We start from the raw sequence: 26,927 nt of genomic DNA on the forward strand, positions 1-26,927 counted from the left end.
GGAGGTGTAAGTAATGGCAGTAAATAGAGTAACTTACAAAATTGGTGATGAAGATTTAATTCTCGAAACTGGAAAAATCGGTAAACAGGCAAACGGATGTGTTTATGCGCAGTATGCTGGAACATCTGTAATTGCAACTGTATGCGCCTCTTCCGAAGTAAAAGAAGGATTGGACTTTGTCCCGGTTACTGTTGAATACAACGAAAAATATTATGCCGCAGGAAAAATTCCAGGAGGCTTTGTAAAACGTGAAGGTCGTCCAAAGGACAAGGAAATTTTGGTTTCTCGTCTTATTGACCGTCCTATGCGTCCTCTTTTTGAACCTGCATTCGGTCGTGAAATCCAGATTGTTCCGACTTGTGTTTCTGCCGACGGAATCAATCCACCGGACATTCTTGCAGTAATTGCCTCTTCTGCAGCAGTATCAATTTCTGATATTCCATTCCATGGACCTGTTGCGGCAGCAAGAGTTGCTTACATTGACGGACAGTATGTAATCAACCCGACTTTCTATCAGCAGGAAAAAGCTCAGCTCGAAATCGTTGTTGCCGGAACAAAAGACGGATTTACAATGGTTGAAGGCGGTGCAAACGAAGTCAGCGAAGAAGTAATGCTCGGCGCTCTTGAACAGGCTCAGGGCTTTATTACTGCTATGTGCGAACTTCAGGAACAGCTTGTTGCAAAATGTGGAAAAGAAAAACTTCCGCTTGCTCCGCTTAATGTTGAGCTTGCAAACAAAGAGCAGATCATTGCAGATGCAACACCTCTCCTTGAAAAAGCATGTTTCCAGGACGGAAAAATGGCTCGCGGTAAGGCAATTGCCGCAGCAAAAGAGCAGGTTGCACAGAAATATGCTGAACAGTTGTCAGATGAAATTCAGAAAAAGCTTTTTGATTCTTGTTTTGATGATATTCAGTACAATTTGCTCAGAAAGAGCATTTTGGACAAAGGCTTGAGAATTGATGGCCGTAAATGTGACGAAATTCGTCCGATTACTTGCGAAGTAAACGTTCTTCCTCGTCCACACGGTTCTGCGCTTTTTACACGTGGCGAAACTCAGTCTTTGGCAGTTTGTACTCTCGGTACAACGCTCGATGCTCAGGTTTATGACGATATTGATGGAGAAAGAAGCGAAAACTTTATTCTTCATTACAATTTCCCTCCATATTCGGTTGGAGAAGTTGGACGTCTTACAACAGGTCGTCGCGAAATTGGACACGGAAACCTTGCCCGCCGTTCTTTGGCAGCCATGGTTCCACCGGTTACAGAATTTCCTTATACAGTTCGCGTAGTTTCTGAAATCATGGAATCTAACGGTTCTTCTTCTCAGGCTTCTACTTGTGGCGGTTGTCTTGCAATGCTCGCTGCTGGTGTTCCTATGAAAAAAATGGTTGCAGGAATTGCAATGGGTCTTATTACAGAACCAGAAGGCGACAATCCTTACGGAAATTACAAGATTCTTTCTGATATTCTTGGTGAAGAAGACCATCTCGGTGATATGGACTTTAAGGTAGCCGGAACAAAAGACGGAATTACTGGTTTCCAGATGGATATTAAGATTGCCGGTGTAACAACACAGATTATGAAAGAAGCTCTCGCTCAGGCAAAAGCCGGACGCCTGCATATTCTTTCAATCATGGAGAAATGCATCGACAAACCTCAGCCAATCAGTCCGTTTGCACCAAAAATCTTGACTATGAAAATTAGTCCAGATAAAATCGGCGCTTTGATTGGACCTGGCGGAAAGAACATTAAGGCTCTTTGCGCACAGTACGGTGTTACAATCAACACAGAAGATGACGGAACTGTTCAGATTTACGGAAAAACCGGAAAATCTGCTGAAGAAGCAAGACTTGCTGTAAAAGGCATTTGTGAAGATCCTGAGATTGGAACAATTTACAACGGCACTGTAAAACGCATAATGGATTTTGGTGCTTTTGTTGAAATCTTGCCAGGAAAAGAAGGCTTGTGCCACATTTCTAAACTTTCAAGACAGAGAGTTGAAAAAGTGTCGGACGTTCTTAAAGAAGGCCAGCAGATTCCTGTAAAACTTCTTGAAGTAGACAAAATGGGAAGATTGAATCTTTCTTATGTTGACGCGCTTGAAGAGCAAAAAAAATAATTGACGTTTAAGATGTTAAATTATTAAACAAAAAATGGCTGTTTGAAGTTTGATTTTCAGACAGCCATTTTTTTTGTCAAAATCTTCCTGTTATAGAAAAAAAAGTTCAAATCGTTTATACTTTTAGAGATATGAAAAAAGGTTTTGATAACGATAAATATTTGAAAATTCAGTCTGAACACATTAAAGAGCGTATTTCGCATTTTGGAAACAAGCTTTATTTGGAATTTGGCGGTAAACTTTTTGACGACTTTCATGCAAGCCGGGTTTTGCCGGGTTTTGAGCCAGACAGTAAACTTAAAATGCTTTTGCAGCTGGCTGATATGGCAGAAATTATAATCGTAATCAGCGCATTGGACATTGAAAAAAACAAAGTTCGCGGCGACTTGGGAATTACTTACGACAAAGATGTCCTTCGTCTGCGTCAGGAATTTATGGACAGAGGGTTATTTGTAGGTTCTGTTGTTATTACGCATTATTGCGGACAGGAAGGAGCAAAGGCCTTTGCTAAACGTCTTAAAAAACTTGGAATAAAGTCTTATTTCCATTATTTGATAGAAGGTTATCCGAACAACGTCGCTCTTATCGACAGCGATAAAGGATATGGAAAAAATGATTATGTAGAAACCTCACGTCCGCTTGTTGTTGTTACAGCCCCAGGACCTGGTTCTGGAAAAATGGCTGTCTGTTTAAGCCAGCTTTATAACGAAAATGTTCGCGGTGTAAAAGCAGGCTATGCCAAGTTTGAAACGTTCCCTATTTGGAATCTTCCTCTAAAACATCCTGTAAACCTTGCTTACGAAGCGGCAACTGCCGATTTAAACGATGTAAATATGATTGACCCATGGCATCTCGAGGCTTATGGAGTTACGACTGTAAACTACAACCGCGATATAGAAATTTATCCGGTATTGGATGCGATCTTTAAGGGAATTTTTGGAGAAAATCCATATAAATCGCCGACAGACATGGGCGTAAATATGGCTGGCAACTGTATCTTTGACGACGAAGCATGCTGCTATGCAAGCCGTCAGGAAATTATCAGACGCTACTATACCGCATTGTGCAATCTTGCTGACGGAAAGTGCGAAGAATCCGAAGTTAACAAGCTTTCTCTTTTAATGCAGCAGGCAAAAATAACTCCGGCCGACCGTCTTGTTACTGTTGCCGCAAACAAACGTGCAGAAAAATCCGGACTTCCAGCAGCCGCAATCGAACTGAACGACGGCACAATAATCACTTCAGAAACCTCTGATTTGCTTGGAACCTGTGCGGCCCTCGTATTAAACGCAATCAAACATCTTGCTGGAATAGACCACAGCGTAAAACTTATTCCTGCTGCAATGATTGCGCCGATTCAAAATATGAAGGTGAACTATTTGCAGGGAAACAATCCGCGTCTTCATACAGATGAAGTTCTGGTAGCACTTTCCATGCTCAGTCCAAACGACGAAAACTGCAAAAAGGCTCTTGAACAGCTGCCTGCTTTAAAAGGCTGTCAGGTTCATACGAGCGTAATGCTTAGTGAAGTAGACCGCAAGATTTTTAAAAAACTCGGCGTCGATTTAACAAGCGATCCTGTAAAAAAATGCTAGGCTTGTGTCTTAAGCGGTAAATGCACGGGCAGATACGGAAAAGTTCTATGACCGATGTTGAAAATCTTGAAAAACTTATAAAAGACATTTTTAATGTTGAAAAAGTCGTAAAAAACAAGAAGAACACAAACAAATGCATTTCGCCGCTAAACAGTGAGCCAAAGAATCTTTTTGCCGAAAACTTTATAAAGCGGCTCAAACGCCTTCAAAAAAAGTATTCGGCGGACAGACAGACAATTATTCAGATTACAGAGAAAGTAAAGAACATAGCGGAAGCAAGAAACTCAAGATGGGCAGGACCTTATTCTGAACTTGTTGCCTTGGATTTTTATTCGCAGTTTTCGGAATTCTTTAATCTCAGCTACATAAATATTCTTCCTGTCGAAAAGCACAAAAGCGCAATTCCTTCAAAAATCGGGCACACTCAGACAATAGACATAGATTTGTGCCTGCATTTTAGGCACTACGACATTTTTACGGACGTAAAGTCATTCAACTGCATTCATCAAAATATCCTTGAGGAAATTTTTGAACGTGTTGAAGAATATGCAATGCTTTCGCTAAAAAAATCTGTAATGATTGGAGCGGATAACCGCTCTGAAATCGATTATTCAGAGGTAAAGAAAAACCTTGGTGTTGAAAAAGTGCGGATTTTTCGGGCTTTGGTACAGGCTGTTTCGGAAAACAGGCGTGTTTTAAAATATACTTCCCGTTCTGGAATAGATTTTACATTCAGAATTCAGTACACCGACATTTTGACAACAGTCGCAGAATATTCGCCGTTTGCTATGGCGGAAGCTTATAAGTTTAAGTTTTTGGACTACGGTTCAAAACTTTTGGACAACGAATATTCGGTCATTACAATCGTAAAAAATCCGTGGTTTAACAGCGAGACAGTTGATTTTGGCGACTTTAACAATCTTTTTTACCGTTCACTCGCACGCCGTACATTTATCGAACTGAACCGAATTGACGAAAAAGCCTGTGAACATTCCGGGGCATATTGCTCAACACAGCTTACGGTAAAAGAAGTTGCACAAAACCTCGCAGGAATTATTTTTATCGACGATAACAGCGCAACTGAAAAAATGCAAAAATCGCTATATAACGCCTATTTTTATATGAACCCGAACTATAAAAACAAGACGCCTCTTACGATTCGCAAGATGGAAAAATACTTTAGAAACTCCCGCGAAATTCAAATTCAAGATTTTGACGACTTTAAATGGGACAACTATTAGCAAGAAAACCACTGTTTGCACCAAGTTGATTGCACGGCCATTAGATTGATTGTACTTTTCACAAGAGCGCAAATTCATTAAAATGTCAAAGATTCTTCTATATAAAAAGTTTTGTTTAGTAAGAGGTAATATATGTTAAAATTACAGGGTGCATTTACAGCCATGATTACACCGATGAAGTCTGACTGTTCTGTTGATTATGAAGGCTTTAGAAAAACTGTAAAATTCCAGCTTGAGCAGGGCATTGACGGTCTTGTTCCACTTGGAACTACAGCAGAAACTCCAACTCTCGACGAACGTCCGGGACAGGAAGAAGACCAGCTTATTTCTATTGTAATGGAAGAAGTTAGAGCGTTTGAAAACGCAACTGGAAAACATATTCCTGTAATTTTAGGAGCAGGCAGCAACAATACAAAAGATGCAGTTGCTTACTGTGAACGCGCAAAAAAAGCAGGTGCAGACGCTGCGCTTGTTGTTACCCCGTATTACAACAAACCTTCAAAAGAAGGCATTTACCAGCACTTTGCAGCTGTAAGCAAAGTTGGAATTCCAATCGTAGTATATAACATTGCCGGAAGAACTGGCGTAAATATTACAACAGATACACTTGCACGCATTGCGGAACTTCCGAATATTGTCGGCGTAAAAGAGGCAAGCGGCAATATCAATCAGATGATGGAAGTAATTGCCACAATCAAATCTAAAAAGCCGGATTTTGCAGTTTTGAGCGGAGATGATGCTCTTACACTTCCTTTAATTTCTGTCGGTGGCGACGGTATAATATCAGTAGTTTCTAACCTTGCGCCTGCCGCAGTCGTAGAAATGGCGCATAAGGCGCTCGAAGGTGATTTTGACGCCGCACGCAAGGCACATTATAAATTGCTTCCTTTCTTTAAGGCTGCCTTTGTTGACGGAAACCCTACATCAATCAAATACGCAATGAGCGTAAAAGGCATGCCGTCTGGTCCATGCCGGCTTCCTCTTGCAGAAGTAAACGATGGCGCAAAAAAAGTGATAGAAGACGCATTAAAAGAGTGCGGCCTGTAATCAAAATCACAAAAATACAACTAATGCTGAGTTTTTATTGGAGATAACAAAATGGAAAGAATAAATGTTGGTGTTTTGGGTGCAACTGGAATGGTTGGACAAAGATATATCAAATTGCTGGAAAATCACCCTTGGTTTAAGGTAACCTATGTTGCGGCAAGTCCTCGTTCAGCTGGAAAACTTTATCCGGAAGCTGTAAAAAACCGCTGGCTTATTGGAGCGGATATTCCTGATGACGTAAAAAATCTTACTGTTCAGGATGCAAATGAGCCTAAACTTGCGCTCGGAAAGTGCCGCTTTGTTTTTTCAGCGCTCGAAATGGGCAAGGACGAGATCAAGGCATTGGAAGCGGCTTATGCGGCAGAAGGAATTCCTGTAGTTTCTAACGCAAGCGCAAACCGCTGGACAGAAGATGTTCCTATGCTTATTCCTGAAATCAACTATTCTCACCTCGATGTAATTGCCGAGCAGAAAAAGCACCACGGCTGGGACAAGGGTTTTGTTGCGGTAAAGCCGAACTGTTCTTTGCAGACATATATGATTCCAATTTTCGCCCTTATAAAGGCAGGCTACCCTGTAAAGAGAATGACAGTTACAACATTGCAGGCTGTTTCTGGAGCAGGTTATCCAGGAGTTTCTTCGTTCGATATGATTGATAATATCGTGCCGTTTATCGGAGGCGAGGAAGAAAAAACAGAAAAAGAATGTCTTAAAATTTTGGGAACAGTGCAGAACGGAAAGATCGAAAATGCTTCTGAACCGGTTGTATCTGCAACCTGTACACGCGTTCCTGTAATCGACGGACATACTGCAAGTGTAAACCTCGAATTTGACCTTCCAGAAGACAAAAAACCTTCTATTGAACAAATCTTAAAAGTTTGGGAAGAATTTACTTCTCTTCCACAGGAATTAAAGCTTCCTTCTGCGCCGGAACACCCTATTGTATACCGCGAAGAAGAAAACCGTCCTCAGCCGCGCCGCGACCGCGACACAGAAAAGGGCATGGCCTGCGTAATCGGAAGACTTCGCAAATGCAGCGTTTTTGACGTTAAGTTTGTAGCCCTCAGCCACAACACAAAGCGCGGAGCTGCCCTTGGCGGTATCTTGAATGCAGAACTCTTAAAAGCAAAGGGCTTTTTTGACTAATCAAATATAACAAAACAGGGGCTTTCTGCGTTTTGCGGATAAGCCTCTTTTTTTGGAGAAAATACTATGGAAAAAACATTTCCGCTCAATAGCGAAGAATTAAAAAAACTTACACAAACATATCCGACTCCATTCTATCTTTATGATGAAAAAGCGATCCGCGAAAATATGCGCAAATTTACAAAGGCATTTTCGATTTTTCCGAAATTCCGCGAGCACTTTGCCGTAAAGGCCTGTCCTAATCCTTATATTTTAAAGATTCTTGCGGAAGAGGGGTGCGGAGGCGACTGTTCGAGCCTGCCGGAACTTATGCTCTGTGAGATTGCAGGAATCAAAAAAGACAAGGTTATCTTTACCTCGAACGAGACTCCTGCTTCTGAGTTTAAGTATGCGTTTGCAAATGGAAACATAATCAATCTTGACGACTTTACCCACATCAGCTTTTTGGAAAAAACTCTCGGAAAACTTCCGGAAACACTCTGCTTCCGGTACAATCCAGGCTCCGCAAAACATGGATGCAACTCAATAATCGGAAAGCCAGAAGAAGCAAAATACGGACTTACACGCGAACAGATGCTCGAAGCATACAAGGTTGCAAAAGAAAAGGGCGTAAAGCATTTTGGACTTCATACTATGGTGGCTTCGAACGAATTGAATCCGGACTTTTTTGTTGATACAGCAAAACTCGTCTTTGAACTTGCGGTAGAAGTAAAGGAAAAATGCGGTGTAAACATTGAATTTGTGGATTTGGGCGGAGGACTTGGAATTCCTTACAAACCGGAACAAAAGGCCGTAGATTACGATGAAGTAGCAAAAGGAATCCGCGCGGAATACGACAAAATTATTGTGCCTGCAGGACTTGATCCTCTCGGAATTTACTGGGAATGCGGACGTCCTATCACAGGCCCTTACGGCTGGCTTGTTGCAAAGGCAATTCACGAAAAGCACATCTACAGGGAATACATAGGTCTTGATTCTTGCATGGCAGACTTGATGAGACCCGGCATGTACGGTTCTTACCACGAAGTTACTGTAAGCGGAAAAGAAAACGCGCCAAAAGACCACGTATACGACGTAGTAGGCTCTCTCTGCGAAAACTGCGACAAGTTTGCGGTTCAGCGAGAACTTCCAGAAATCGATATAGGCGACCTTGTAATAATCCACGATGCAGGAGCACACGGCCGCGCAATGGGCTTTAATTACAATGGAAAATTAAGATGCGGCGAGCTTCTTTTGCGCACAGATGGCACTGTAAAAGAAATCCGCCGTCGCGAGACAATCAACGACCTTTTTGCAACACTTGACCTTGAAGGCGTTGAAAACTTTAAATAAAAACAGACAAAAATGCAAAGTCAGAAGACTGTTTTTTAGTCCGCTGGCTTTGCAAGTTTTTATTCTTCTATTGTCACGGCAATTTTGCTAAAACCTGTAACCGCGTTTTTTAATTCCTGTGTACCGCGGATAGAAGTCCTGATTCCAATAAAATACTTTTTGCCTGTAGCAAGGTTGCGCGGAAGATGGAATTCAAGCATTTTTGGACTGTTTGTCGTAATAAATTCTTCAGGAACCTTTATCCATTCCTGCTCATCCTGATTTGCGGTGTTGTCCTCGAGCAGAGGTATAAAGAATATGCCGCTGTTTTCGCCTCCAACTTTGAGTTTTTTCCCTTTAATCCTTGCGCTGAATGTTGCCTTGAGAACGCCTTCCGCATAGCCGGAAACAGGGTTTTCTATCTGGGTAATCTGAGGAGCAGAATCGACTACTGCAGAAACAGCGGCCGTAATTTCCTTTAAGGTTTCGCGCAGCTCTTCGTTTGTTGAAAATCTTGCCTCAAATCCTGTTATGGATTCGGCTTCTGGAGTAAGAGACTGCACTGAACTTATTGGAGCAATGTAGAGTTTGCAGATTTGCATAATGTCTACCGCAAATCCGAGCTTGGCCTGCTCAAGAATTTCTTTTTTTAGAAGCTCCATTGCATGCCCGATTTGATAGCGGTCGATTCCCTGGTTATGGGCAGCGATAAGGTCTAAAATCTGGTCTGTAGTGATTGTTTTTCTTGGAACACGGGCAATGTATGTGTTTTCTTTAAAGTTGCATGGAGTCAATGTGACTGCAAAATTTGTGTTGCGTTTTGAATCAATGTTTATCATAAGCATTTTTCCTTTTTTTAAGAGATTAGAATTTTAAGTCGGCAATAGTCGTTTTGGCAACGCCAGCTACTTTTCTATTGACTTGAAAAAACTGCAGAATATTCTTATGATGTAACAATAGACTTACAACTGTGGATATTCCGCAGTGCTGTTTATAGACCATTTAGCTGATGGCAGTCAGTTAGATGGTCTTTTTTTCTTCTTTCAATTTAGGTTCCTCCGATAGTTTTAGTATGGAAATATAAGATTTTTTCTTATTTATCCCCAAAATAAAGTTAATAATAAATTTATGAAATCATCAAGTAAAAAATGCGGAATTTTTAAGTTTTTGTTATAGATTTATTAAAATTTTATGAATTTGCAGCCGAAAACTTGCAGCCCGTCATTTTTTTAGAAAAAACATTGCGCTATGTAAAAAAAATAACCCGGACGGGCATTTTTATTATAAGAAGACGTTTGAGCGTGCGGTTTACAGACGCCTTGGCATGATGCTTTCAGCCATGCTGATGAACTTTCTTGCAGTCGCGCAGTTGAGCTTCTTGCAGTTGCGTGAGTGTGCTTTTTACAGTAACACAGGCTATGATGCTTACAGCCGTGCAAGTGAACTGCTTATAGTTGCGCAGTTGAACTATTTACAGTAGCACAGGGTGTGCTTTTTACAGTAACACAAGGTATGCTACTTACAGTCGCGCAAGTGAACTGCTTATAGTTGCGCAGTTGAACTATTTACAGTAGCACAGGGTGTGCTTTTTACAGCTGCGCAAGTGAACTGCTTATAGTTGCCATTATGAGAAGTTCGCGGATGGAAGCGTTAAGGATATTGAAGACGAGATTCCGTTTGAAGTGCCGGAGGGCCGGACGTGGTGCAGGTTGGGTATGATAGGAGATTGGAAATCTGGAAGCACTCCAAACCGCAAAAATATTGATTTTTATAAAAATGGAACTATTCCATGGTTATTAACAGGAGACTTAAATGATAGAATAATAAAAAATATTCCAAATAAAATAACAAAATTGGCATATACTGAAACATCTTTAAAATTAAATCCAAAAGGGTCTGTTTGTATTGCAATGTATGGAGCAACTATTGGAAAATTAGGAATCTTAGATTTTCCAGCAACAACAAATCAAGCCTGTTGCGTTTGCTCAGATTTTAAAGGAATTGGTAATCTTTATTTATTTTATTATTTAAAGCAGCATAAAAACATTTTTATTCAACAGGGATTCGGAGGAGCACAATCTAATATATCAAAAGAAAAAATCATATCAACTTTACTTCCTCTCCCACCATTAGGTGAACAAAAGAGAATTGTTTCAAAGATTGAAGAACTGTTTGAGGCGTTAGACCATATTCAAAGCAATTTGGTCTAAGTATTCAAATAAATTTTCTATCTTATTTATAATCCGTTGTTGCTCAGATAATGACGGCAGCGGAAATAAAATTTGCTGAATATTTGTTTTTGTTAAGCTTGGAAGTGTTGTACTGCTATCTAAAGTTGTAAAATCAAAAGACTTACAAAAATAGAATAAGTATTTTGGTAAAATACTTGATGTTGGAGCAAGTCCAAAAGCGGTATCGACGTTCCAGAATTTTTCTTTAACAAAAATAGGGTTATTTATAGAGCCTTTTCGTCCAATTATTGTACAATTTTCAGGACAAAGAAAATCGTTAGCCCGCCCCATAATTCCACCGCTTCCGTAAATTGGATACAAGCCGTTGTCATCTACAACTTTTGACTGATTTCTACCATTTATTACATCAGCAATATATCCAAAATGACACTATGACCAATTATCAGGTAATTCAAACGGAACTTCTATTTCTTCTTCCGTGCCATCCGCGAACTTCTCATAATGGTAAAATTAGGCACATATTCTTGGATAATTCCAATAAGCGGAAACGCAAATTCAACTTATTGGAGGTCGTTATGAAAAACGGCATAACTTTTGAGGAGTATTTGAAAAAAGAAAACCTTTCAAAGAATACTCTTGCTTCTTATCTTTGGACGGCAAAATATTTTACAGAGCATTATGACTGCGCGAGCAAAGAAAATCTTCTTGCCTACAAAGGCTATTTGATGGAATATTACAAGCCAAAAACTGTAAATCTTAGGATTCAGGGATTAAACAAGTATTTGTGCTTTATTGGAAAAAAGACGCTTCAATTAAAGTTTGTAAAAGTTCAGCAAAAGAACTTCCTGGAAAATGTAATCAGCAATGCTGACTATCAGTTCTTAAAAGCAAAGCTGAAAGCCGACGGAAATTTAGAATGGTATTTTGTTGTCTGGTTTCTTGCCGCAACCGGCGCGCGCGTAAGCGAGCTTGTCCAGATAAAAGTTGAGCACGTTAAGGCCGGATACTTTGATTTGTACTGCAAAGGCGGAAAGCTCCGCCGCCTATACATTCCGGCCACATTAAAAAACGAGGCGTCGGGGTGGCTAGAGTCAATAAACAGGACATTCGGCTATTTATTCCTTAACCGTTTCGGAGAAAGAATCACAACAAGAGGAATCGCGCAGCAGCTTAAAAATTATGCCAGAAAATACGGGCTTGATGAAAAGGTCGTTTATCCCCATTCATTCCGCCATCGCTATGCAAAGAGCTTCCTTGAAAAATACAATGACATTGCTCTTTTGGCGGACCTGATGGGACACGAAAGCATTGAAACTACCCGCATTTACCTTAGAAAAACTGCCAGCGAGCAGCAAAACATTGTTGATACGGTTGTAACGTGGTAAAAAATAAGGACAGCTCTTCTGGGGTGTCCTTGTCTTCAAACGGATGACTAGTGATATGCTAAAAGAAGTGAACTCAACAATTTCTTTAATCGCAAGCCAAACAAGAAGATTATAGAACAATTTTTTATTTGTAAAATATAACATTCAGTTTTATTATGCTTCTATTAAAAGATTTTTTTTAATTTTGGGTGATGTTTTTTTATCCTGCGACTTGATGGAATATAGCGTGCTGGAGGATGGCTCTCTATGAAAGAGAAGATTCTTATTGTTGACGATATTGCCGTAAATAGAGAGATTTTGGCGTCCATGCTTGAGGGATTATATCAGATTATCGAAGCCTCTGACGGTGGACAGGCTATTGATATTCTTAAATCCGAGAATGACGGTATTGCCCTTGTTCTTCTTGACCTTATCATGCCGAAGGTTGACGGTTTTGCTGTTCTTCAGTTTATGAAAGATGCCGGCATTTTTGCCAGAGTTCCTGTTATTGTTATAAGTGCCGACAGCGACGCTAATACTGAACGCGAATGTCTTAAGCTTGGCGCCTCTGACTTTATCCGCAAACCTTTTGATAATATGACTGTTAAAAACCGCGTAAAAAATCTTGCGGAGCTTTTTGTCTATAAAAATAAGCTTGAAGATTTTGTTAAAGTGCAGACGGAAGGCCTTGACCGCCAAAATAAACTTCTTGAACAGCAGTCTAACCGCATTAAAGCGGTAAACGAAAAAGTTACTGAGGTTTTGGGTACTATCGTTGAATATCGCCATTTTGAAAGCGGAAATCATATTAAGCGCGTTAAAGGTTTTACCCGGATTCTTGCAAAGAAAATTTCTCAAAAATATCCTGAATACAATCTGACTCCTGAAAGAATAGAAGTAATTTCTGACGCAAGCGTTCTTCACGATATCGGGAAAATTTCCGTAAAGGATTCTATTCTTTTTAAGCCCGGTAAGCTTACTTTTGACGAATTTGACCAGATAAAAATGCATACTACAAAAGGCTACGAAATGCTTTGCCGTTTTACCGATGTTTGGGGTGAAGAATATGCCGATGCCGCTAAAAAAATCTGTCGCTGGCACCACGAACGGGACGACGGCCGTGGCTATCCTGACGGCTTAAAAGGAGATCAGATTCCTATTGAGGCGCTTCTTGTTTCTATTGCCGATGTTTACGATGCTCTTACAACAAAGCGTGTTTATAAAGACGCCTTTGAAATGGACAAGGCTTTTAATATGGTTTTGGACGGCGAATGCGGAGAATTTTCTCCTAAATTACTGAACTGCTTTTGCGAGGTTAAGGGACAGTTTGAAGATCTTGCACGGAAATTTAAAGAAGCCGAGGTTGAGGTCTATACAAAAGGCAGATAGTTCTGATTATTGGGGAAAGTACAATGAACGTAAAAGATTTTTATGATCAGATTGACGGTGATTATGATGATGTTCTCGAAAGGTTTGGGGACGAATCTCTGGTAAAACGTTTTGCCCTAAAATTTCTTAGTGATGACAGTTTTAACGCTCTTGAGAAAAAGATAAATTCTCGCGACGTGCAGGAAAAATTCAGGGCGGCCCATACTTTTAAGGGCGTCTGCGCTAATCTTGGTTTTTCGCGGCTGTTTAATTATTCTTCCGAACTTACAGAATTGTTCCGTGCTGGACGGACTGACGGAGAAACTGAACTTTTTGAGAAACTGCGCAATCAGTACGCGCTTACGGTCGATTCTCTCAAAAATCTTCAGTTGGATTAAGATGCCGTTTAAGAAAACTGTTTTTTTTTTCAAAGGTAAGCCTTTTTTTTTATACTCTTTGTGTTTCTTGCTTTTTTGGTTGGAAACGACGCTTCTGCTGTTGAGGATAATCTGTTTGAAGAGCAGACTGTACGCCTCGGTTATTTTTACAGGCCGAGTTTTCAGGAGGGGATGCAGGATGATGAGCAGAAAAACGGTTTTGGCTATGAATATTTGCAAAAGATTTCGTATCTTTCCGGCTGGCGTTATGAATACGTTTACGGAACCTTTGAAACTCTTTTTGAAAAGCTTAAATCTGGCGAAATTGACATTCTTGCTGGAGTCCGCGACACTAAGGAACGCCGCGGGCTTGTTAATTTTTCTGATTTCATTATGTCGCAGGAAGACGGAGAAAATTATTATATTTGTACGGCAAAAAGGCGGACTGATCTTCTTAAAAAACTTAATTCAACATTGAGCTTAATCGATTCTACCGAGCCGTTTTTTTTACAGGAGCTTACCAGAAAATACCGGCATCCTATTAAGCTGACAGATGAATTTCCTGAGCTTATAGAAAATTTTGTTCAAAAACACAATGTGCTCAAAATCGGGTATTTTGACAATTATCTTCCTTATTGCGACACTCTGCCTTCTGGAAAAGCGACTGGTTCTATGGTCGATATTATGAACGGAATTCTTTCCAAGGTTAATCTTTCTGACAAAATTGAACTTGAATATAAACCTTATGACGATTATTCGGATTTAATAAAGGACCTTGATTCTAAAAAAGTTGATTTGATTTTTCCGTGTAGCAACGAATCCTGGTTTGCTGAACAAAACGGTATGTATTTGTCGCGGGTTGTTGTTGACTCCGGCATGAATATCGCTTATTTAAAAAACTATAATTCTTCTATTTTTGAAAAAATCTCAGTCAACAAGAACAATATCCTTCAATATCAATATACGAGAGCTTATTTTCCGGATGCAGAGATTGTTTTGTGCGCTTCTATCGACGACTGCTTAAAAGCTGTAATAGACGGCGAAGCTGGAAGTACGATTATAAATTCTTTCCGTTCCGGCACCATTCTTAAAAACAGAATTTACAACGATATTCTTTTTCAGCCTTTGTCAACTTTGGACGAACGGTGTTTTGGCGTTCGTGTCGGCAATCCTGAGCTTTTGCGCATTTTAAACCGCGGTATTTATGAGCTAGGCTATGATTTTGGCATTAACGTTTCGTATAACTATACTGACGGTCTTTATAAATATTCTATATTCGACTTTCTTGGCGATAATATTGGTTTAGTTCTTTTTTGTTCGTTTTTTGTTATCTTGCTTATTGTCCTTTTCTTTATAAGGCGTCAAATCAGGCTAAAAAAACAGACAGAAAAAGACCGTAAAACTCAGTTTGAACTGCAATCCGCCTCTGCAACAGCGATTTTTCGTATGTCGACGTTGTAGCGCACGGAAGAAAAGATTGCCGTGGTGTCGTTGTAGGTTTTTATTATACTTCCGAAGAATATGCTAGAAATTACAACTTGAATTTTCAGAACTTCCTTGAAGGCTATATTCCTAATTCCAGGCTTATGATTGTTGTTTCTAGTAATACAAAAATTATTGCTTCCAACGAAAGACGGCTTTTAGACTCTTCCACAAAAGACAATCCATTATTTAAGCAAGTGCTTTTGAACAAGAAAAATGGAGATGTCGTCCACGTAAAAACAAAGGAATTTGACTGTTTTGGAATTGCTGAAAATTGCCGGGATTTTAGCATTTTTATTTTTGCTCCTGTAAGAGAAATGTTAAAAAATGTTCTAAAAACTGTCCTTCTTGAATCTGCAAAAAAAAGCTGAGCAGGTAAACATTGCAAAGACTGAATTTTTACACAGAATGAGCCATGATATCCGCACTCCGATTAACGGAATCCGCGGAATGATAGAAATTGCCGATTATTACAAAGATAACCAGCAAAAACAAAATGAATGCCGTCAAAAAATCTGGGAGACTTCCGGCTATCTTCTTGAGCTTGTAAATGAAGTTCTTGATATGGGAAAACTTGAAAGCGGCGAGATTGTTCTTGAAGAGCGTGAGTTTGATTTAAAGGCAATGCTTGATGAGATTATTTCCGTAATAGAACGGCTTGGCGCTTCGAGAGGTATTAAAATAAATATTGACTACAGCAATGTTCATCATTTTTAACTGATTGGAAGTCCTCTTCACTTAAAGCGTGTTTTGATGAATATTGCAAGCAATGCCGTAAAGTACAACAAGGAAAACGGCAGAATTAAAATTTGTGTTACTGAAAAAGAGATTGACTGTTGCAATACTTATGTTGAATTCGACTGTGCTGATACTGGAATTGGCATGAGCGAGGAATACAGTGCCCATATTTTTGAGCCTTTTTCTCAGGAAAATACAGGCGCAAGAACCCAATTTGGCGGAAGCGGACTTGGAATGGCTATTGTAAAAAAACTTGTTGATAAGATGAACGGCAGTGTTAATTTTAAAAGCGAAAAGAACATAGGTACTGTTTTTTCTGTCAGTCTGCCTTTTAAACTCTGCCACAAGGATAGCCCTATTGAAGAAAACAAAAAAACGTTTCTCATTTTGGAATAAAAATTCTTGTTGCGGAAGACAATGTCCTGAATATGGAAATTGCCGAATTCTCTTTAAAAAGGGAAGGCTTTTTGCTCGAAAAGGCCAGAAACGGAAAAGAAGCATTTGAGATTTTTAAGAACTCGAAAGAAGATGAGTTTTCGGCAGTTATAATGGATATTATGATGCCTGAAATGGACGGTCTTGAAGCAACAAAAAAATCAGGGCGTTGCCGCGAAGCGATGCAAAAAAAGTTCCGATTATTGCAATGACTGCAAACGCTTTTAGCGACGACAGAATAAAAGCTTTTGAAGCCGGCATGACAGACCATCTTGCAAAACCGATAGATTCCAAGACCTTGGTTCAAATGCTCGAAAAATATCTTCCTGCCAAAATCCAGGATTAAAACTCAGGCGGACATAAAAAGTCCATCTTTTGTTTTGTGCGCGGATGGGTAAATGAAAGTTCCGAGGCGTGCAGCAATAGCCTTTCGCCTTTTTCGCAGTGGCCGTAGAGTGTATCTCCTATGATCGGAAGACCGAATCCGTGGCTGTCTGCCGCTGCAAGTCTAAGCTGGTGTGTGCGTCCTGTGTGCGGAATAAAGGTTACCCTTGTTGCGGGGCGCCGGCTTTTGTCTGGAGCGGTGTAGTATTCAACGTTTTCTATCTGCCATTGTGTGACTGCGCTTTTTCCGTTTTCTCTGTCCCATATTTGATGAGGCCTGTTTTCTATATCCAGACGGAAAAACAGTTCCATAGTCCCGCTTTTTTCTATTCCTTTTTTTGCAAGAATTCCGTCTATGAGGGCAATATATTTTTTTTGAACTTCCCTTGCTTCAAACTGGCGGTTTAATTCCCTGTGAGCTTCTTTTGTAAATGCGAGTACTAGAAGTCCGCTTGTTTCCATGTCCAGTCTGTGCACTGACGGCTGTTCTATGCAGTCTGGGAAAAGTTTTTTTACTCTGTTTACTATGCAGTCCTGTTTTTCCGGTCCACGGCCGGGAACGCTCAAAACTCCGCTTTGTTTGTTTACTACTATTATGTCGCTGTCGCGGTATAAAATTTCAAGGCCTAAAATTGCAGGAAGAATAAGTGAGCATCGGCTGTCGCAGGGCGGGTAAAATTCTGTTTTTTTGCCGGTATGTTCAATCTGGGCGGTTTTGCCGTTTAGGACAAAATGTATTTTTGTTTCTGCCATGCTGAGCGGAACAAGTGAGTTTTTAAAGGCGTAGTTTAAAAGTTTTGGAGCGCAGCAGTCGCCTGTTCCTGTCGGCGGAAGTTTTTTTGTCTTTTGATAATCTATAATATCTAGAAGCTTGCGTTCTTTTTTGTCTGCGCAGCAGAATGAATATTTGTCAAAAACTTTTAAAAGAGAAGCGTCGCAGAGTTTTTCGCGCTGTTTTTTTAATTCTGCTTGTTTTTGAGGCAAAACCTCTTTTTTTATCTTGTCCGTAAGCTCGTGAATTTCAAGGTCGTTTTCTTCCAGGGCTTTTAGAATCTGCCCGTTGGAAACTACCGGTTCAACAAAGATTCCTGGAATTTCTCCTTTTAAGCTGCAACTTATGCCCGAAACTGTAATCAGATTTACAAATTCACCTTCTTTTGCGTCTGTTTTTTTGCAGACGAGCACACCGAGCATTACGAGAGAATTGTTTCGTTCGTCGGAAGGTTTTGAGTCGCGGATCAAAGTTATTGAACCGCTGCCGAGCTTTTGCAAGATGTCTAAAACTACGCCAGCGGCTCTTTCTTGTTCAAATGGAGGAAACAACTTTATTTTTTTAAGAGGGCTGCAAACGGATTGTAGGTATCTCCGTCGTCAGAATCCTGAGATTCAAGATATGTTTCTGCTTCGTTGTCCTGTTCTGCAGAAGTTGCCGGAGAAAGAGATATTCTCTTGTTTGCAACGTCGATTTTTTGAACAACTACGTCAAATTCTTCTCCAACCTTAAACTTTTTGCTCAAGTTGGTTGTTGTGCTTACGTCTTCGATTTCGCTTATGTGGACAAGTCCGTCAATTCCTGGCAAAAGGTTTACAAAAAGTCCAAAGCCTGCAATGCGTGCAATTTTTCCGCTTATTTTCTGTCCTGGCTTTAGAGCTTCTGTTACGTTTTCCCATGGATCTTTTTCGAGGGCTTTAAGGCTCAAGCTTACTTTTGAGCGGTCTGGATGCTGTGTGTTCCAGTCTGCCTTTATGATTTTTGCTTCGATTTTCTGTCCGACACTTAAAACCTCAGAAACGTCATTTACTCGCTGGTGGCTGATTTCGCTGATTGGAAGAAGAGCCTGAAAACCGTCAATATCTACGAATGCTCCGTAAGACTGGATTGATTTTACTGTTCCGCTTATGATGTTTCCTTCGCTTAGTTTTCCTGAAAGTGCGTTTACCTTTGCATTTTCTGTTTCTTCTTCGAGCCTTCTGTTGGAAACAATGATGTTTTTTCCTTCGTTTTTGAATTCGCTGATTAAAAATGTCATTGTTTTTCCGATGTATTCTGCAGGTTCCAGACGGTTTTTGTAGCCCATTTGGCTGTAAGGACAGAATGCGCGTGTCTGTCCGAGTTTTACTTCAAAACCGCCCTTAATTTCTTTTTCTACGTGTCCTTCGACTGGAAGAGCGTTGTTGAAGGCGTTTTCGAGAATCTGAAGACCTGCGTTTTCGCCTTTGATTTTTGTCGTAAAGTGGAGTTCATCGCGGTTTGAGCCTACAAAATAAACTTTTACCTTGTCGCCTTCTTTTACTGTGCAGTTTCCGTTTTCGTCGGCAAAATCTGCCTTGTCTACAAAACCCTCGCTTTTTAGTCCGAGGTCAATAAAAACTGTGTCGCCAGAAACCTGTACAACTGTTGTCTCGATTTCGTCGCCGGTATTGAATTGTGTCATTTTTTTGCGTTCCTTTTTAAATTTGTTTTTTAGTTTGAATGTCGGTTTTTAATGCGCTTTTTGTGGCAGGGATTTTTGCGTGCAAGCACGCTGCGACTTTTGCTTACGCAAAACTCTTTTTTTTATTGTGCGCCCCTGCGCACGGCCTGCCACTACGTGGCAGGGATTTTTGCGTGCAAGCACGCTGCGACTTTTGCTTACGCAAAACTCTTTTTTTTTATTGTGCGCCCCTGCGCACGGCCTGCCACTACGTGGCAGGGATTGTAGGGGCGGCAAAGCCGTTCGCTTGCGAATGAAACCCCGAAAAGCCCGGTTTTTGCGAAGCAAAAAGCCACCCGAATTTCAAAACTGGTTTTATTCTATAATCAAAACGAATTTTGTTCAAACAGTCCGTTTATAAGATTATAGGCAACTGAGCCTGGAGGCGGAATTTTTGGGAGCTTGTCTAAGTCAAACCATTTTGCCTGCTTGAGTTCTTCTTCCTGTATTTTTATTTCGCCGCTTTCCCAGTCGCAGTAAAAAGCGAGCATAAGCTGGTCTGGATACGGCCATGCCTGGCTTCCTGCATAGCGGATATTTTTTACATTTAGGCCGGTTTCTTCTTTTACTTCGCGGACAACTGTCTGTTCGATTGTTTCGCCTGTTTCGACAAAACCTGCAATGCACGAAAACACACCGTCGTTTCTGTTTTTGTGTTCTGCAAGAAGAATTTGCTTTTCTTTTTGGACTACGATTATTACGGCTGGTTCAAGCTGTGGAAAGTATTGCCGGTCGCAATTTGGACAGAACTTTGCAACAAAATGCTCGTCGTCTTTGAGCGGAAATCCGCAGTACGAGCAGAATCTCTTGTTTTTTCTGAAATTTAAAAGTCCTTTTGCGCGCGAAGCCTTTGTTACTATTGAAGAATTTTGTCTTGATTCCCAAAAATAAGAGCGGAGCGCAATTTCCTGGCAGCCGGCAGGAACAGGACAGTCTTTTTCGAGTTCGACCGCCGAAAAATTGTATTCTTCGTCGTTAAACCAGTCCGAAGCTACGTTTAGCTCAAAGCATCTGTTTAAAACTTTTTCGTCTGGAAGTTTGTCGTTTTGCAGGATTATGTTGTTTCCGCAAAAAATAAAATGGTCTTTAAGGTAAGATGTCAATTTTTTAGAAATTAGTGCCATATAAAAATAATATCACGGAAATTTGCCGCAGTGTAGAAAAATTTTATTGGAGCGCATTTTATTTTCTAACCGTCCCTGCACAGTTCCGCTTTCGCTTCATCCGCCAGAAGGCGGACGCTTTCGCGCTGTTCCGGCACGGGCTAAGTTTTTCTTAATCAGTCCATAAGTTTTACTGTGCAGCCGATTTTTGCTTTTATGCTTTTTAGCGTTGAGCTTGTCTTTTGCCCGGAATTTACATATTCACCTTGGTATTCGTCTGAATGGTAGTCTGAATAAAGATCGCCGCGTCCGTTTTTTATGTTAAAAAGCGTTTCCAGTCCAAGATTTAAATCAAATCGTTTTGAAAGGCTTAGTGCCGTGTCCAGATTTATTTTTATGCTGTTAAAATACGAAATCTGCCTTTGCCTGTAGTGCTTTTTGTACATGAGTTTTGTCAATTTGTCCTGGGCGTAGTGCGTATCAATTGAATAAAAATAACTTACCGGCGAAGCAAACAAAGAAAGCGCAAATTCAATTTTTTGCCCGGGCTTAAGCCTGAATTTAATTCCTGTCCACGAAAAAAATGTGTGCCTTAGATAATCTATTTGCGCAAGTTTTAAGGTTTTTCCAGTTTCCGGATTGTATACGGATAGTGCTTTGAAGAGCTGTCGTGCCACCATTGCCTGCAGTCTTCGCTGTACCAGCCTTCTGCTCCTTTTTTTCTGTAAAAAGAGTCGTAGTTGTATTCTGCGCTTAAAACTGGCGAAACTGTAAAATTTTTTGCTGCTTTTATGTCGTAAAAAAAACTGACTTCTGTCGAGTAATATTCCTTTGAAAAATTTGTTCCTTGCGAATAAGTTGTCTTCATCGAATAGTCGTTTGTGTTGAGCCAGTCCGAATCCCTCATTTGTCCGGATTTTGCATTTTGTGGTGCGGTCTCAAAATCTGCGTTTAAGTTAAAGTTCTTAAATGCGGTTTTTAATTCTGCTCCGTAAATAAAAAGTTTTCGTTCCCATTCGAGAAGGCTTATTTTTTTGTCGGAAGGAAAACTGTAGTAGAGAATTTCTTCGAGAGTGCCGTTTGTAAAGCCTGCATACGGTTCAATTTTTATAAAGCTTTCTTTTTTTTGTGCGCAGATTGGCGTTAAAAAAAACGTAATATATAGAAGAACAAAGCTTGTTTTTTTGAAAGTGTGCATAATTTAATATATCAAAAATAATCGTTTATTGTAAAATTCATTTTTTACCGATAAAATAGTATAAATAAATTTTAATGCCGTTTTTCGGCACTGTTTTACAGAGGTTTGTATGATTAAGGAATTTTTGCCTTACGATAAAGTTAGAAATGATGCCATAAAACTTGGTCATAAAATTTTGCAGGACGGTTTTGTTCCAGACATTATTTATACTTCGCTTCGTGGCGGAGCTTATATGTCGAACGTTATAAGTGAATATTTTAAACTTGCACTCAAAGGCAAAAAACCTGTTTTGTATGCGGCGGTTGTTGCACGCTCTTATACCGACATTAAAGAGCACGATTGTGTTCGTATTGATGGTTGGACTTATTCTCCTGAGTATCTTCGTCCTGGAGATAAAATCCTTCTTGTTGACGACATTTACGATTCTGGCCGCACACTCAACTTTTTGGTTGAGGCATTGCTCGAAAAAGGTGTTCCGCGCAGCGACATAAAGGTTGTTGTTCACGATTATAAAAATTTTACATATAAAGAAACTCTTCCGATTAAGCCGGATTATTGGTGCCGTAAATTCGACATCAACAGCGAAAACGATGACCGCTGGATTCATTATATGAGCCACGAACTTGTAGGTTTAAAGCCGGAAGAACTTGAAAAGCATTACTACAGTCAGGATCCGGAATTAAAAGAAATTTTGAGTCCGTTTTTTTAGTAGATAAGGCTTTCTTTATAGCCGTGCCAAAAAATCTGTGTTAGCTGAATGAGAGATTTTTTATGAAGAAAAAGTTGGTTTTTACATTTTTTATTTTCAGTTTTTCAGTTTTTTGTTTTGCTCAAAGGGTTATTTCGCCTGTCGCTGGAAATTTTTGCAACAAACAGCCGCTTGTGCTTGATGTCAGTGACGGTGCGGAGTGCTTTTATTCTCTTTCTGGAACAGATCCTCTTGCTTCTGGTTTTGCTTATGACGGACCTGTTTTGATTGATGCTTCTGGACGCATAAATTTAAAAATAACTGCAATCCGTGGTGATTTAAAAGAAGAAATTGAAATAAATTACAATGTTCAGGAACAAAATCCGTTTGAAGAACCTTCAGAAAACTTTTCTTTTATTAAAAATTGTGTAAATTCCGGCGTTTATTCGTACGAAAACGAAAAACCTCTAGAGATTCCTTCTTCGTTTACTTATTGTTTTGATGATGACAGGATTTTTCTTAAAGGCCAGAAACTTGTTCTTGATACGGAAAACTGTCTTTCGAGATATTTGCCGTGTCTTGTTTCTGACGGAAAAAATGAATGGCGTTTTGTAATTTTTATTTCTGGAAACCAGATTGGAACACTTTCAAAGTATTCGATTCCTTTTGAATTTAAAGACTGGAACAGTTTTTGCTTTACCGGCGAAAAACTCATTTGGCAGCTCGATGACGGAGACTGGTCTGCTTCTAAGCTTCCTGTAAACATTGACCGCAGCGCAAAGCATACTTTAAGATGGCAGAGCGTCGCCTTTGAAGTCGGAAACCCTGTTCAGTCTTTTGTAATTCCTGCAGAGCCCGAGATTATTGTAAACGAAAAAATTGACAGCGCCGTAAATTTTTCGATTGACGGAGATTTGCGCTACAGAATGGAAATTGTTTCGACCGGCGTAAAAAATCAGCCGGAAAAAATAAACGGCCTTTTTACTTCTGCAACTTTTGACACTTTTGAAGGCGACAGCATTTCTGGAACTGCGGTTTTTGCTTTTTATGCCGACGGCGTTTTTTTGGGAACAAAGGAAAAAGAGTTTGCTATAGATAAAAAGCCTCCTCTCTCTCCTGAATTTAATGCAAATACAAAAAAATTTTATTCCCGGAACCCTGTTGAGCTTTCTATAAAAACAGAAGAAGGCGCAGAAATTTTTTATGCGGTAAGTAAACCTCTTAAAATTTCTGAGACTCTCGCTTCAAGCGCGCTTTCTGCGGATTCTCCTGAATTTCTCGAAGTAAAGGCTGACAAATTCGAAAAATATTCGGATTCGTTTACGATTGGAAGCACTGACGGTGCCGTTGTTTTTTACAAAGTTCGTGCATTTGCAAAAGATAAAAAAGGGAACGTGAGCAACTGCTCTGAATTTAGCGTAGTAATTGACGAAGATAATTATTACCTTGATTCTTCCGAAATTGCCGGCAGTTTAGAAAATGAGGTTGATGAGGATTGTGACGGAACTGCCGAAAATCCTTTTAGAAGTTTTGAGCAGGCCTTAAAAGTGTTAAATTCCAGAAGATTTACGAGGTTTTATGTGAACGGAACTTTTAAGCTGCCTTCTGGCGAAACCGTAATTTCTTCCAACTGTATGTTTTTGGCACAGAAAAATTCTCAGATAATTGTTCCGTCTGACGCAAATATTGTCGTGCGCAATGCAAGTTTTGAAGCGGACAACCTGCTTTTTAGAAAAAATCGCGAAAGCAACTGTGTGTCAAATTCAAAATTCTTTGTTCTGGAAAACTCGACAGCGCTTTTTAAAACTTCTGAGTTCGCCGGTATTTTTGAAGAAAACGGAATTGGCTTTGACTGTAAAAATTCTGTAGTTGAATTTAACGGTTGCGGTCTGACTATGCAATCGGATTCTTATGTTTGTGCATTGAGCGGACTAGATTCAAAAATTGCTGTAAAAAATAGCCGTGTCTCGACAGTTTCGCAGACAGCGGTCAATTTTTCTCTCAACGGCGGACAGTTTGACTTGACTGATTGTTCTTGCCGCGTAACTGCCCATCTTGGACGGATTGCCGAACTTTGCGCGGTAAATGCAAGTCTTTCAAAAAATTCCTACATAGGCAGTTTTGAAAAAAAAGTGCGTGGAATTGTTCCTGTTTGGAGCGATAGGGATTCTAAAATTTTACAGGACATTGAAAATTCTTCGAGTGGTTTTTAAAAACGCTTTAATTTTTTTAGTTTGGAATAAAAATGATTTTAACTTGTGGTTTAGACGAAGCCGGCCGCGGACCTCTTGCAGGCCCTGTTTCTGCTGGCGCTGTAATTTTGCCAGAGGATTTCCCGTTTGAAATTTTAAATGATTCAAAAAAAATGACGGAAAAAAAGCGCGAAGCAGCGGAAAAACTTATAAAGGAAAAAGCGTGCTGGGCTGTTTCTTTTGTTGATGAAAAAAAAATTGATGAAATAAACATTTTACAGGCAAGTATGCTTGCAATGAAAAATGCCTATGACGAAATGCTAAAAAAACTTCCTCTATGGCTGAAAAAAAACAACTTTAATTTGTCAGAAAAAATCGAAATTACTGCGATTGCCGACGGAACTAAGTGTCCTGAAGTTTTGTGCAGTGTAAGGTGTGAGCCTAAGGCTGACGGAAAATACAGCGAAGTTATGGCGGCTTCGATTCTTGCAAAGGTTGCACGCGACAGGCTTATGCTTGAATATGATAAAAAATATCCTGAATATGGTTATGCCAAGCACAAAGGATATCCGACAAAAGCGCATCGCGAGGTTTGCAGAAAAATCGGGCCAAGTCCGATTCAGAGATTGAGTTTTAAATTCTAAGTTATTGAAATAAAAGTCTGTTGATTTTATAGTTTAAAAACTTTATAGTTATTTGATATTACATTTTTAAGGAAGGAAGCTATGGGTATCCGCGGGGAACTTTATACTACAGAAGTTGTTTTAGACAATCGTTCATATTTTTTCAACGTAAAGGAGAACCGCAACGGCGACATCTTCCTTCAGATTGTTGAAAGCAAAAAAGGCGACGGTGCAGATTTTGACCGCCTTCAGATTTCTATTTTTCAGGAAGACATGCAAAAAGTTCTTGGTGGACTTGATTCTGCCCTGAGATTTATCGACAAAGAACAGAAAGCACGTAAAAAGGCCCGTGCAGAAAAAAAAGCTCTTAAAGCCGAAAAATACGGACCTAAGTCTGAAAAACGCATTTACCGCAAAAAGGACGAAGAAGACAAACGCCTTCCTGACGGCATTAAACGCACTGGAAAAGTAATTCACATAAAATCAAAGACAGAACCTGCTGCTGATAGCGCTTCTGATTCAGAATAAAAATAATGTAAAGGCTAAAAAAATGCCATTAAGAATGATTTTGTCATTTTTAATGGCATTTTTTTTGAGTTTTAACTGCTTTTTAACGGTGATTTTTCAATCTGGCCGGTGAATGTTTCCGCCGGAGATTTACAGAAAATCCTTGCAGACTTCTTCGACCGCAACAAAAAGTTTTGCGATTGCGTCGGAAGTTGTGAGCGGACCAAAACTGAACCTTACTGCCGTGTCCTGAATGTCGCGGCTTATGTTCATTGCGGCTAGAATCGGGCGGTTTTGCTTTTTTGCCGAGCAGGCGCTTCCTGTCGAAATGCAAAAACCTTTTGCATCGAGTGCGCGTACCATAACGTTTCCCGGAATTCCTTTGAACGCGGCTTGAAGAACATATGGGCTGAAAAGCTTTTGTGTGCTGTCAGATGTGTCGGCGCGAATGGCCGGTACAAGTTCGCAGTTTGGAAGCGATTTTAGCGATTCGATGAAGTTTTTTACGGCTGTCTTTTGTTCTTCAAAGTTGAGAGGTACGTAATATTTTTCGAGGCATTTTGCAAAGGCGATTGCGCCAAAGAGATTTTCTGTTCCCGAGCGGATGTTTTTTTCCTGGCCACCGCCTGTTAAGAACGGTTTTATGTCTTTTTTTAAAACCAGGATTCCGATTCCTCGTGGACCGCAGATTTTATGTGCGCTTAAGGCCGCGCTGTCTATTCCCGGATAGTTTAGGTTGAGCGGAATTTTTCCTGCCGCCTGAACGCAATCTACGTGAAAATGCGGACGTCTTTTTCCTTTTGTTTTTTCTGTAATTTTGTCTGCAATTTCGTAAATCGGCTGTATGCAGCCAGTTTCGTTATTTACCGCCATTACTGTTACGTAAAGCGTGTCGGAAGTGATTTTTTCTGTGATTGAATCTGCGCTTATAAAACCGTTTTTGTCCGGATTTACGGTGATTATTTCAAATCCGTGTTTTTTTAAGACGGCGGTTTGTTCTCTAAGTGCCGGGTGCTCGATTCCGCTTATGATTATGCTTCCGCGCCTACCTTGAGAGTCGGCTTCGCGGTTTAAAAGCGAAAGCAGAGGAATGTGGTCGCTTTCTGTTCCACCGCTTGTAAAAAAAACTTCTTCTGGTTTTACGCCGATTACTTTTGCCGCGAGTGCGCGTGCGTTTTCAAATGAAAGCCGCGCCTTTTGTCCTTCGGAGTGTACGGCAGAAGGGTTTGCGCCGGCTTCGAGGGATTCTTGCAATGCCTGTGTTAAAATTTCCGGGTCGGCAGGAGATGTTGCCGCCCAGTCAAAATATTTTGAAATATCCATTTTTATTTATTCTCACT

29 protein-coding genes are annotated in these 26,927 nt (G+C 40.1%); 21 read left to right on the forward strand and 8 right to left on the reverse strand.

Annotated features, from left to right (window positions below; translation table 11 throughout):
- Positions 1 to 13: 13 nt before the first annotated feature.
- From pnp to lysA, 6 genes are all read left to right on the forward strand, one after another.
- Positions 14 to 2,122 (forward strand): polyribonucleotide nucleotidyltransferase, encoded by a 2,109-nt coding sequence (gene pnp, locus B5D47_RS06785; protein WP_078931086.1) that lies wholly within the window; start codon positions 14 to 16, stop codon positions 2,120 to 2,122.
- Between the two features lie 131 nt (positions 2,123 to 2,253).
- Entirely contained in the window at positions 2,254 to 3,717 is a 1,464-nt protein-coding gene (locus tag B5D47_RS06790; RefSeq protein ID WP_078931087.1) for a DUF1846 domain-containing protein, read from the forward strand.
- Positions 3,718 to 3,764: 47 nt separating this feature from the next.
- Complete coding sequence (locus tag B5D47_RS06795; RefSeq protein WP_078931088.1) at positions 3,765 to 4,958, forward strand: hypothetical protein; 1,194 nt, start codon at positions 3,765 to 3,767, stop codon at positions 4,956 to 4,958.
- A 132-nt stretch (positions 4,959 to 5,090) separates the two neighbouring features.
- A complete protein-coding gene (gene dapA, locus B5D47_RS06800) occupies positions 5,091 to 6,005 on the forward strand; it encodes a 4-hydroxy-tetrahydrodipicolinate synthase (protein ID WP_078931089.1) in 915 nt (304 codons plus the stop codon).
- Positions 6,006 to 6,056: 51 nt separating this feature from the next.
- Positions 6,057 to 7,151 (forward strand): aspartate-semialdehyde dehydrogenase, encoded by a 1,095-nt coding sequence (gene asd / locus B5D47_RS06805; protein ID WP_078931090.1) that lies wholly within the window; start codon positions 6,057 to 6,059, stop codon positions 7,149 to 7,151.
- Positions 7,152 to 7,217: 66 nt separating this feature from the next.
- Positions 7,218 to 8,483 carry a diaminopimelate decarboxylase gene (gene lysA / locus B5D47_RS06810; protein ID WP_078931091.1) on the forward strand — a complete coding sequence of 422 codons (1,266 nt, stop codon included), beginning with the start codon at positions 7,218 to 7,220 and terminating at the stop codon, positions 8,481 to 8,483.
- Between the two features lie 59 nt (positions 8,484 to 8,542).
- Here lysA and B5D47_RS06815 read toward each other — a convergent pair whose 3' ends face one another.
- Positions 8,543 to 9,301: a DUF4469 domain-containing protein gene (locus tag B5D47_RS06815; RefSeq protein ID WP_159443504.1), complete on the reverse strand. Its 759-nt coding sequence runs from the start codon at positions 9,299 to 9,301 to the stop codon at positions 8,543 to 8,545.
- Positions 9,302 to 9,801: 500 nt separating this feature from the next.
- Between B5D47_RS06815 and B5D47_RS11450 the strand changes: the two genes are divergently transcribed.
- Both B5D47_RS11450 and B5D47_RS06820 read left to right on the forward strand, forming a co-directional pair.
- On the forward strand, positions 9,802 to 9,942 hold the full coding sequence (locus tag B5D47_RS11450; protein ID WP_234969955.1) for a hypothetical protein: 141 nt from the start codon (positions 9,802 to 9,804) through the stop codon (positions 9,940 to 9,942).
- 235 nt (positions 9,943 to 10,177) lie between these two features.
- On the forward strand, positions 10,178 to 10,672 hold the full coding sequence (locus B5D47_RS06820; RefSeq protein ID WP_078931093.1) for a restriction endonuclease subunit S: 495 nt from the start codon (positions 10,178 to 10,180) through the stop codon (positions 10,670 to 10,672).
- Here the strand turns inward: B5D47_RS06820 and B5D47_RS06825 are convergent.
- Positions 10,643 to 11,068 (reverse strand): restriction endonuclease subunit S, encoded by a 426-nt coding sequence (locus B5D47_RS06825; protein WP_327192195.1) that lies wholly within the window; start codon positions 11,066 to 11,068, stop codon positions 10,643 to 10,645. The two genes, B5D47_RS06820 and B5D47_RS06825, sit on opposite strands and share 30 nt — an antisense overlap.
- A 161-nt stretch (positions 11,069 to 11,229) precedes the next feature.
- Here B5D47_RS06825 and B5D47_RS06830 point away from each other — a divergent pair, with 161 nt between their 5' ends.
- The 9 genes from B5D47_RS06830 to B5D47_RS11790 all read left to right on the forward strand — a co-directional run bounded on the left by B5D47_RS06830 (position 11,230) and on the right by B5D47_RS11790 (position 16,764).
- Positions 11,230 to 12,039, forward strand: coding sequence for a tyrosine-type recombinase/integrase (locus B5D47_RS06830; protein ID WP_078931094.1), 810 nt, complete (start codon positions 11,230 to 11,232; stop codon positions 12,037 to 12,039).
- A 246-nt stretch (positions 12,040 to 12,285) separates the two neighbouring features.
- The gene (locus B5D47_RS06835) at positions 12,286 to 13,407 is read left to right on the forward strand and encodes a response regulator (RefSeq protein WP_078931095.1); all 1,122 of its coding nucleotides are present in this window, start codon (positions 12,286 to 12,288) and stop codon (positions 13,405 to 13,407) included.
- 23 nt (positions 13,408 to 13,430) lie between these two features.
- A complete protein-coding gene (locus B5D47_RS06840; RefSeq protein ID WP_078931096.1) occupies positions 13,431 to 13,784 on the forward strand; it encodes an Hpt domain-containing protein in 354 nt (117 codons plus the stop codon).
- Between the two features lie 60 nt (positions 13,785 to 13,844).
- A complete protein-coding gene (locus B5D47_RS06845; RefSeq protein WP_078931097.1) occupies positions 13,845 to 15,224 on the forward strand; it encodes a transporter substrate-binding domain-containing protein in 1,380 nt (459 codons plus the stop codon).
- 77 nt (positions 15,225 to 15,301) lie between these two features.
- Positions 15,302 to 15,616 carry a hypothetical protein gene (locus tag B5D47_RS06850; protein ID WP_078931098.1) on the forward strand — a complete coding sequence of 105 codons (315 nt, stop codon included), beginning with the start codon at positions 15,302 to 15,304 and terminating at the stop codon, positions 15,614 to 15,616.
- Positions 15,594 to 15,962, forward strand: a complete 369-nt coding sequence (locus B5D47_RS06855; protein WP_078931099.1) for a sensor histidine kinase — start codon at positions 15,594 to 15,596, stop codon at positions 15,960 to 15,962. The genes B5D47_RS06850 and B5D47_RS06855 overlap by 23 nt, the downstream gene beginning before the upstream one ends.
- A 3-nt stretch (positions 15,963 to 15,965) precedes the next feature.
- Positions 15,966 to 16,379, forward strand: a complete 414-nt coding sequence (locus B5D47_RS11530; RefSeq protein ID WP_268811074.1) for a sensor histidine kinase — start codon at positions 15,966 to 15,968, stop codon at positions 16,377 to 16,379.
- 2 nt (positions 16,380 to 16,381) lie between these two features.
- Positions 16,382 to 16,630 carry a response regulator gene (locus B5D47_RS11785; protein WP_268811075.1) on the forward strand — a complete coding sequence of 83 codons (249 nt, stop codon included), beginning with the start codon at positions 16,382 to 16,384 and terminating at the stop codon, positions 16,628 to 16,630.
- Positions 16,627 to 16,764, forward strand: a complete 138-nt coding sequence (locus B5D47_RS11790) for a response regulator (protein WP_268811072.1) — start codon at positions 16,627 to 16,629, stop codon at positions 16,762 to 16,764. The genes B5D47_RS11785 and B5D47_RS11790 overlap by 4 nt, the downstream gene beginning before the upstream one ends.
- Here the strand turns inward: B5D47_RS11790 and B5D47_RS06865 are convergent.
- The 5 genes from B5D47_RS06865 to B5D47_RS06885 all read right to left on the reverse strand — a co-directional run bounded on the left by B5D47_RS06865 (position 16,761) and on the right by B5D47_RS06885 (position 21,577).
- Positions 16,761 to 18,125, reverse strand: coding sequence for an RluA family pseudouridine synthase (locus B5D47_RS06865; protein WP_078931100.1), 1,365 nt, complete (start codon positions 18,123 to 18,125; stop codon positions 16,761 to 16,763). The two genes, B5D47_RS11790 and B5D47_RS06865, sit on opposite strands and share 4 nt — an antisense overlap.
- 2 nt (positions 18,126 to 18,127) lie before the next feature.
- The gene (locus tag B5D47_RS06870; RefSeq protein WP_078931101.1) at positions 18,128 to 19,237 is read right to left on the reverse strand and encodes a 30S ribosomal protein S1; all 1,110 of its coding nucleotides are present in this window, start codon (positions 19,235 to 19,237) and stop codon (positions 18,128 to 18,130) included.
- 365 nt (positions 19,238 to 19,602) lie between these two features.
- Positions 19,603 to 20,400, reverse strand: a complete 798-nt coding sequence (gene nudC / locus B5D47_RS06875; protein WP_078931102.1) for an NAD(+) diphosphatase — start codon at positions 20,398 to 20,400, stop codon at positions 19,603 to 19,605.
- A 155-nt stretch (positions 20,401 to 20,555) separates the two neighbouring features.
- Positions 20,556 to 21,059 carry a hypothetical protein gene (locus B5D47_RS06880; protein ID WP_143592624.1) on the reverse strand — a complete coding sequence of 168 codons (504 nt, stop codon included), beginning with the start codon at positions 21,057 to 21,059 and terminating at the stop codon, positions 20,556 to 20,558.
- Complete coding sequence (locus B5D47_RS06885) at positions 20,996 to 21,577, reverse strand: omptin family outer membrane protease (RefSeq protein ID WP_078931104.1); 582 nt, start codon at positions 21,575 to 21,577, stop codon at positions 20,996 to 20,998. Before B5D47_RS06885 ends, B5D47_RS06880 begins: the two co-directional genes overlap by 64 nt.
- Positions 21,578 to 21,686: 109 nt before the next feature.
- Here B5D47_RS06885 and B5D47_RS06890 point away from each other — a divergent pair, with 109 nt between their 5' ends.
- The 4 genes from B5D47_RS06890 to B5D47_RS06905 all read left to right on the forward strand — a co-directional run bounded on the left by B5D47_RS06890 (position 21,687) and on the right by B5D47_RS06905 (position 25,608).
- Entirely contained in the window at positions 21,687 to 22,286 is a 600-nt protein-coding gene (locus B5D47_RS06890; RefSeq protein ID WP_078931105.1) for a phosphoribosyltransferase, read from the forward strand.
- A gap of 62 nt (positions 22,287 to 22,348) precedes the next feature.
- The gene (locus B5D47_RS06895; protein WP_078931106.1) at positions 22,349 to 24,478 is read left to right on the forward strand and encodes a chitobiase/beta-hexosaminidase C-terminal domain-containing protein; all 2,130 of its coding nucleotides are present in this window, start codon (positions 22,349 to 22,351) and stop codon (positions 24,476 to 24,478) included.
- Between the two features lie 32 nt (positions 24,479 to 24,510).
- Positions 24,511 to 25,101 (forward strand): ribonuclease HII, encoded by a 591-nt coding sequence (locus B5D47_RS06900; protein WP_078931107.1) that lies wholly within the window; start codon positions 24,511 to 24,513, stop codon positions 25,099 to 25,101.
- An 81-nt stretch (positions 25,102 to 25,182) separates the two neighbouring features.
- On the forward strand, positions 25,183 to 25,608 hold the full coding sequence (locus B5D47_RS06905) for a DUF3276 family protein (RefSeq protein WP_078931108.1): 426 nt from the start codon (positions 25,183 to 25,185) through the stop codon (positions 25,606 to 25,608).
- A 129-nt stretch (positions 25,609 to 25,737) separates the two neighbouring features.
- On the opposite strand, the gene B5D47_RS06910 is transcribed toward B5D47_RS06905, so the two are convergent.
- Complete coding sequence (locus B5D47_RS06910) at positions 25,738 to 26,910, reverse strand: cysteine desulfurase family protein (protein WP_078931109.1); 1,173 nt, start codon at positions 26,908 to 26,910, stop codon at positions 25,738 to 25,740.
- Between the last annotated feature and the right edge of the window lie 17 nt (positions 26,911 to 26,927).

The sequence above is a fragment of the Treponema berlinense genome, from assembly GCF_900167025.1.
In the GTDB taxonomy this organism is placed as follows: Bacteria; Spirochaetota; Spirochaetia; order Treponematales; family Treponemataceae; genus Treponema_D; species Treponema_D berlinense.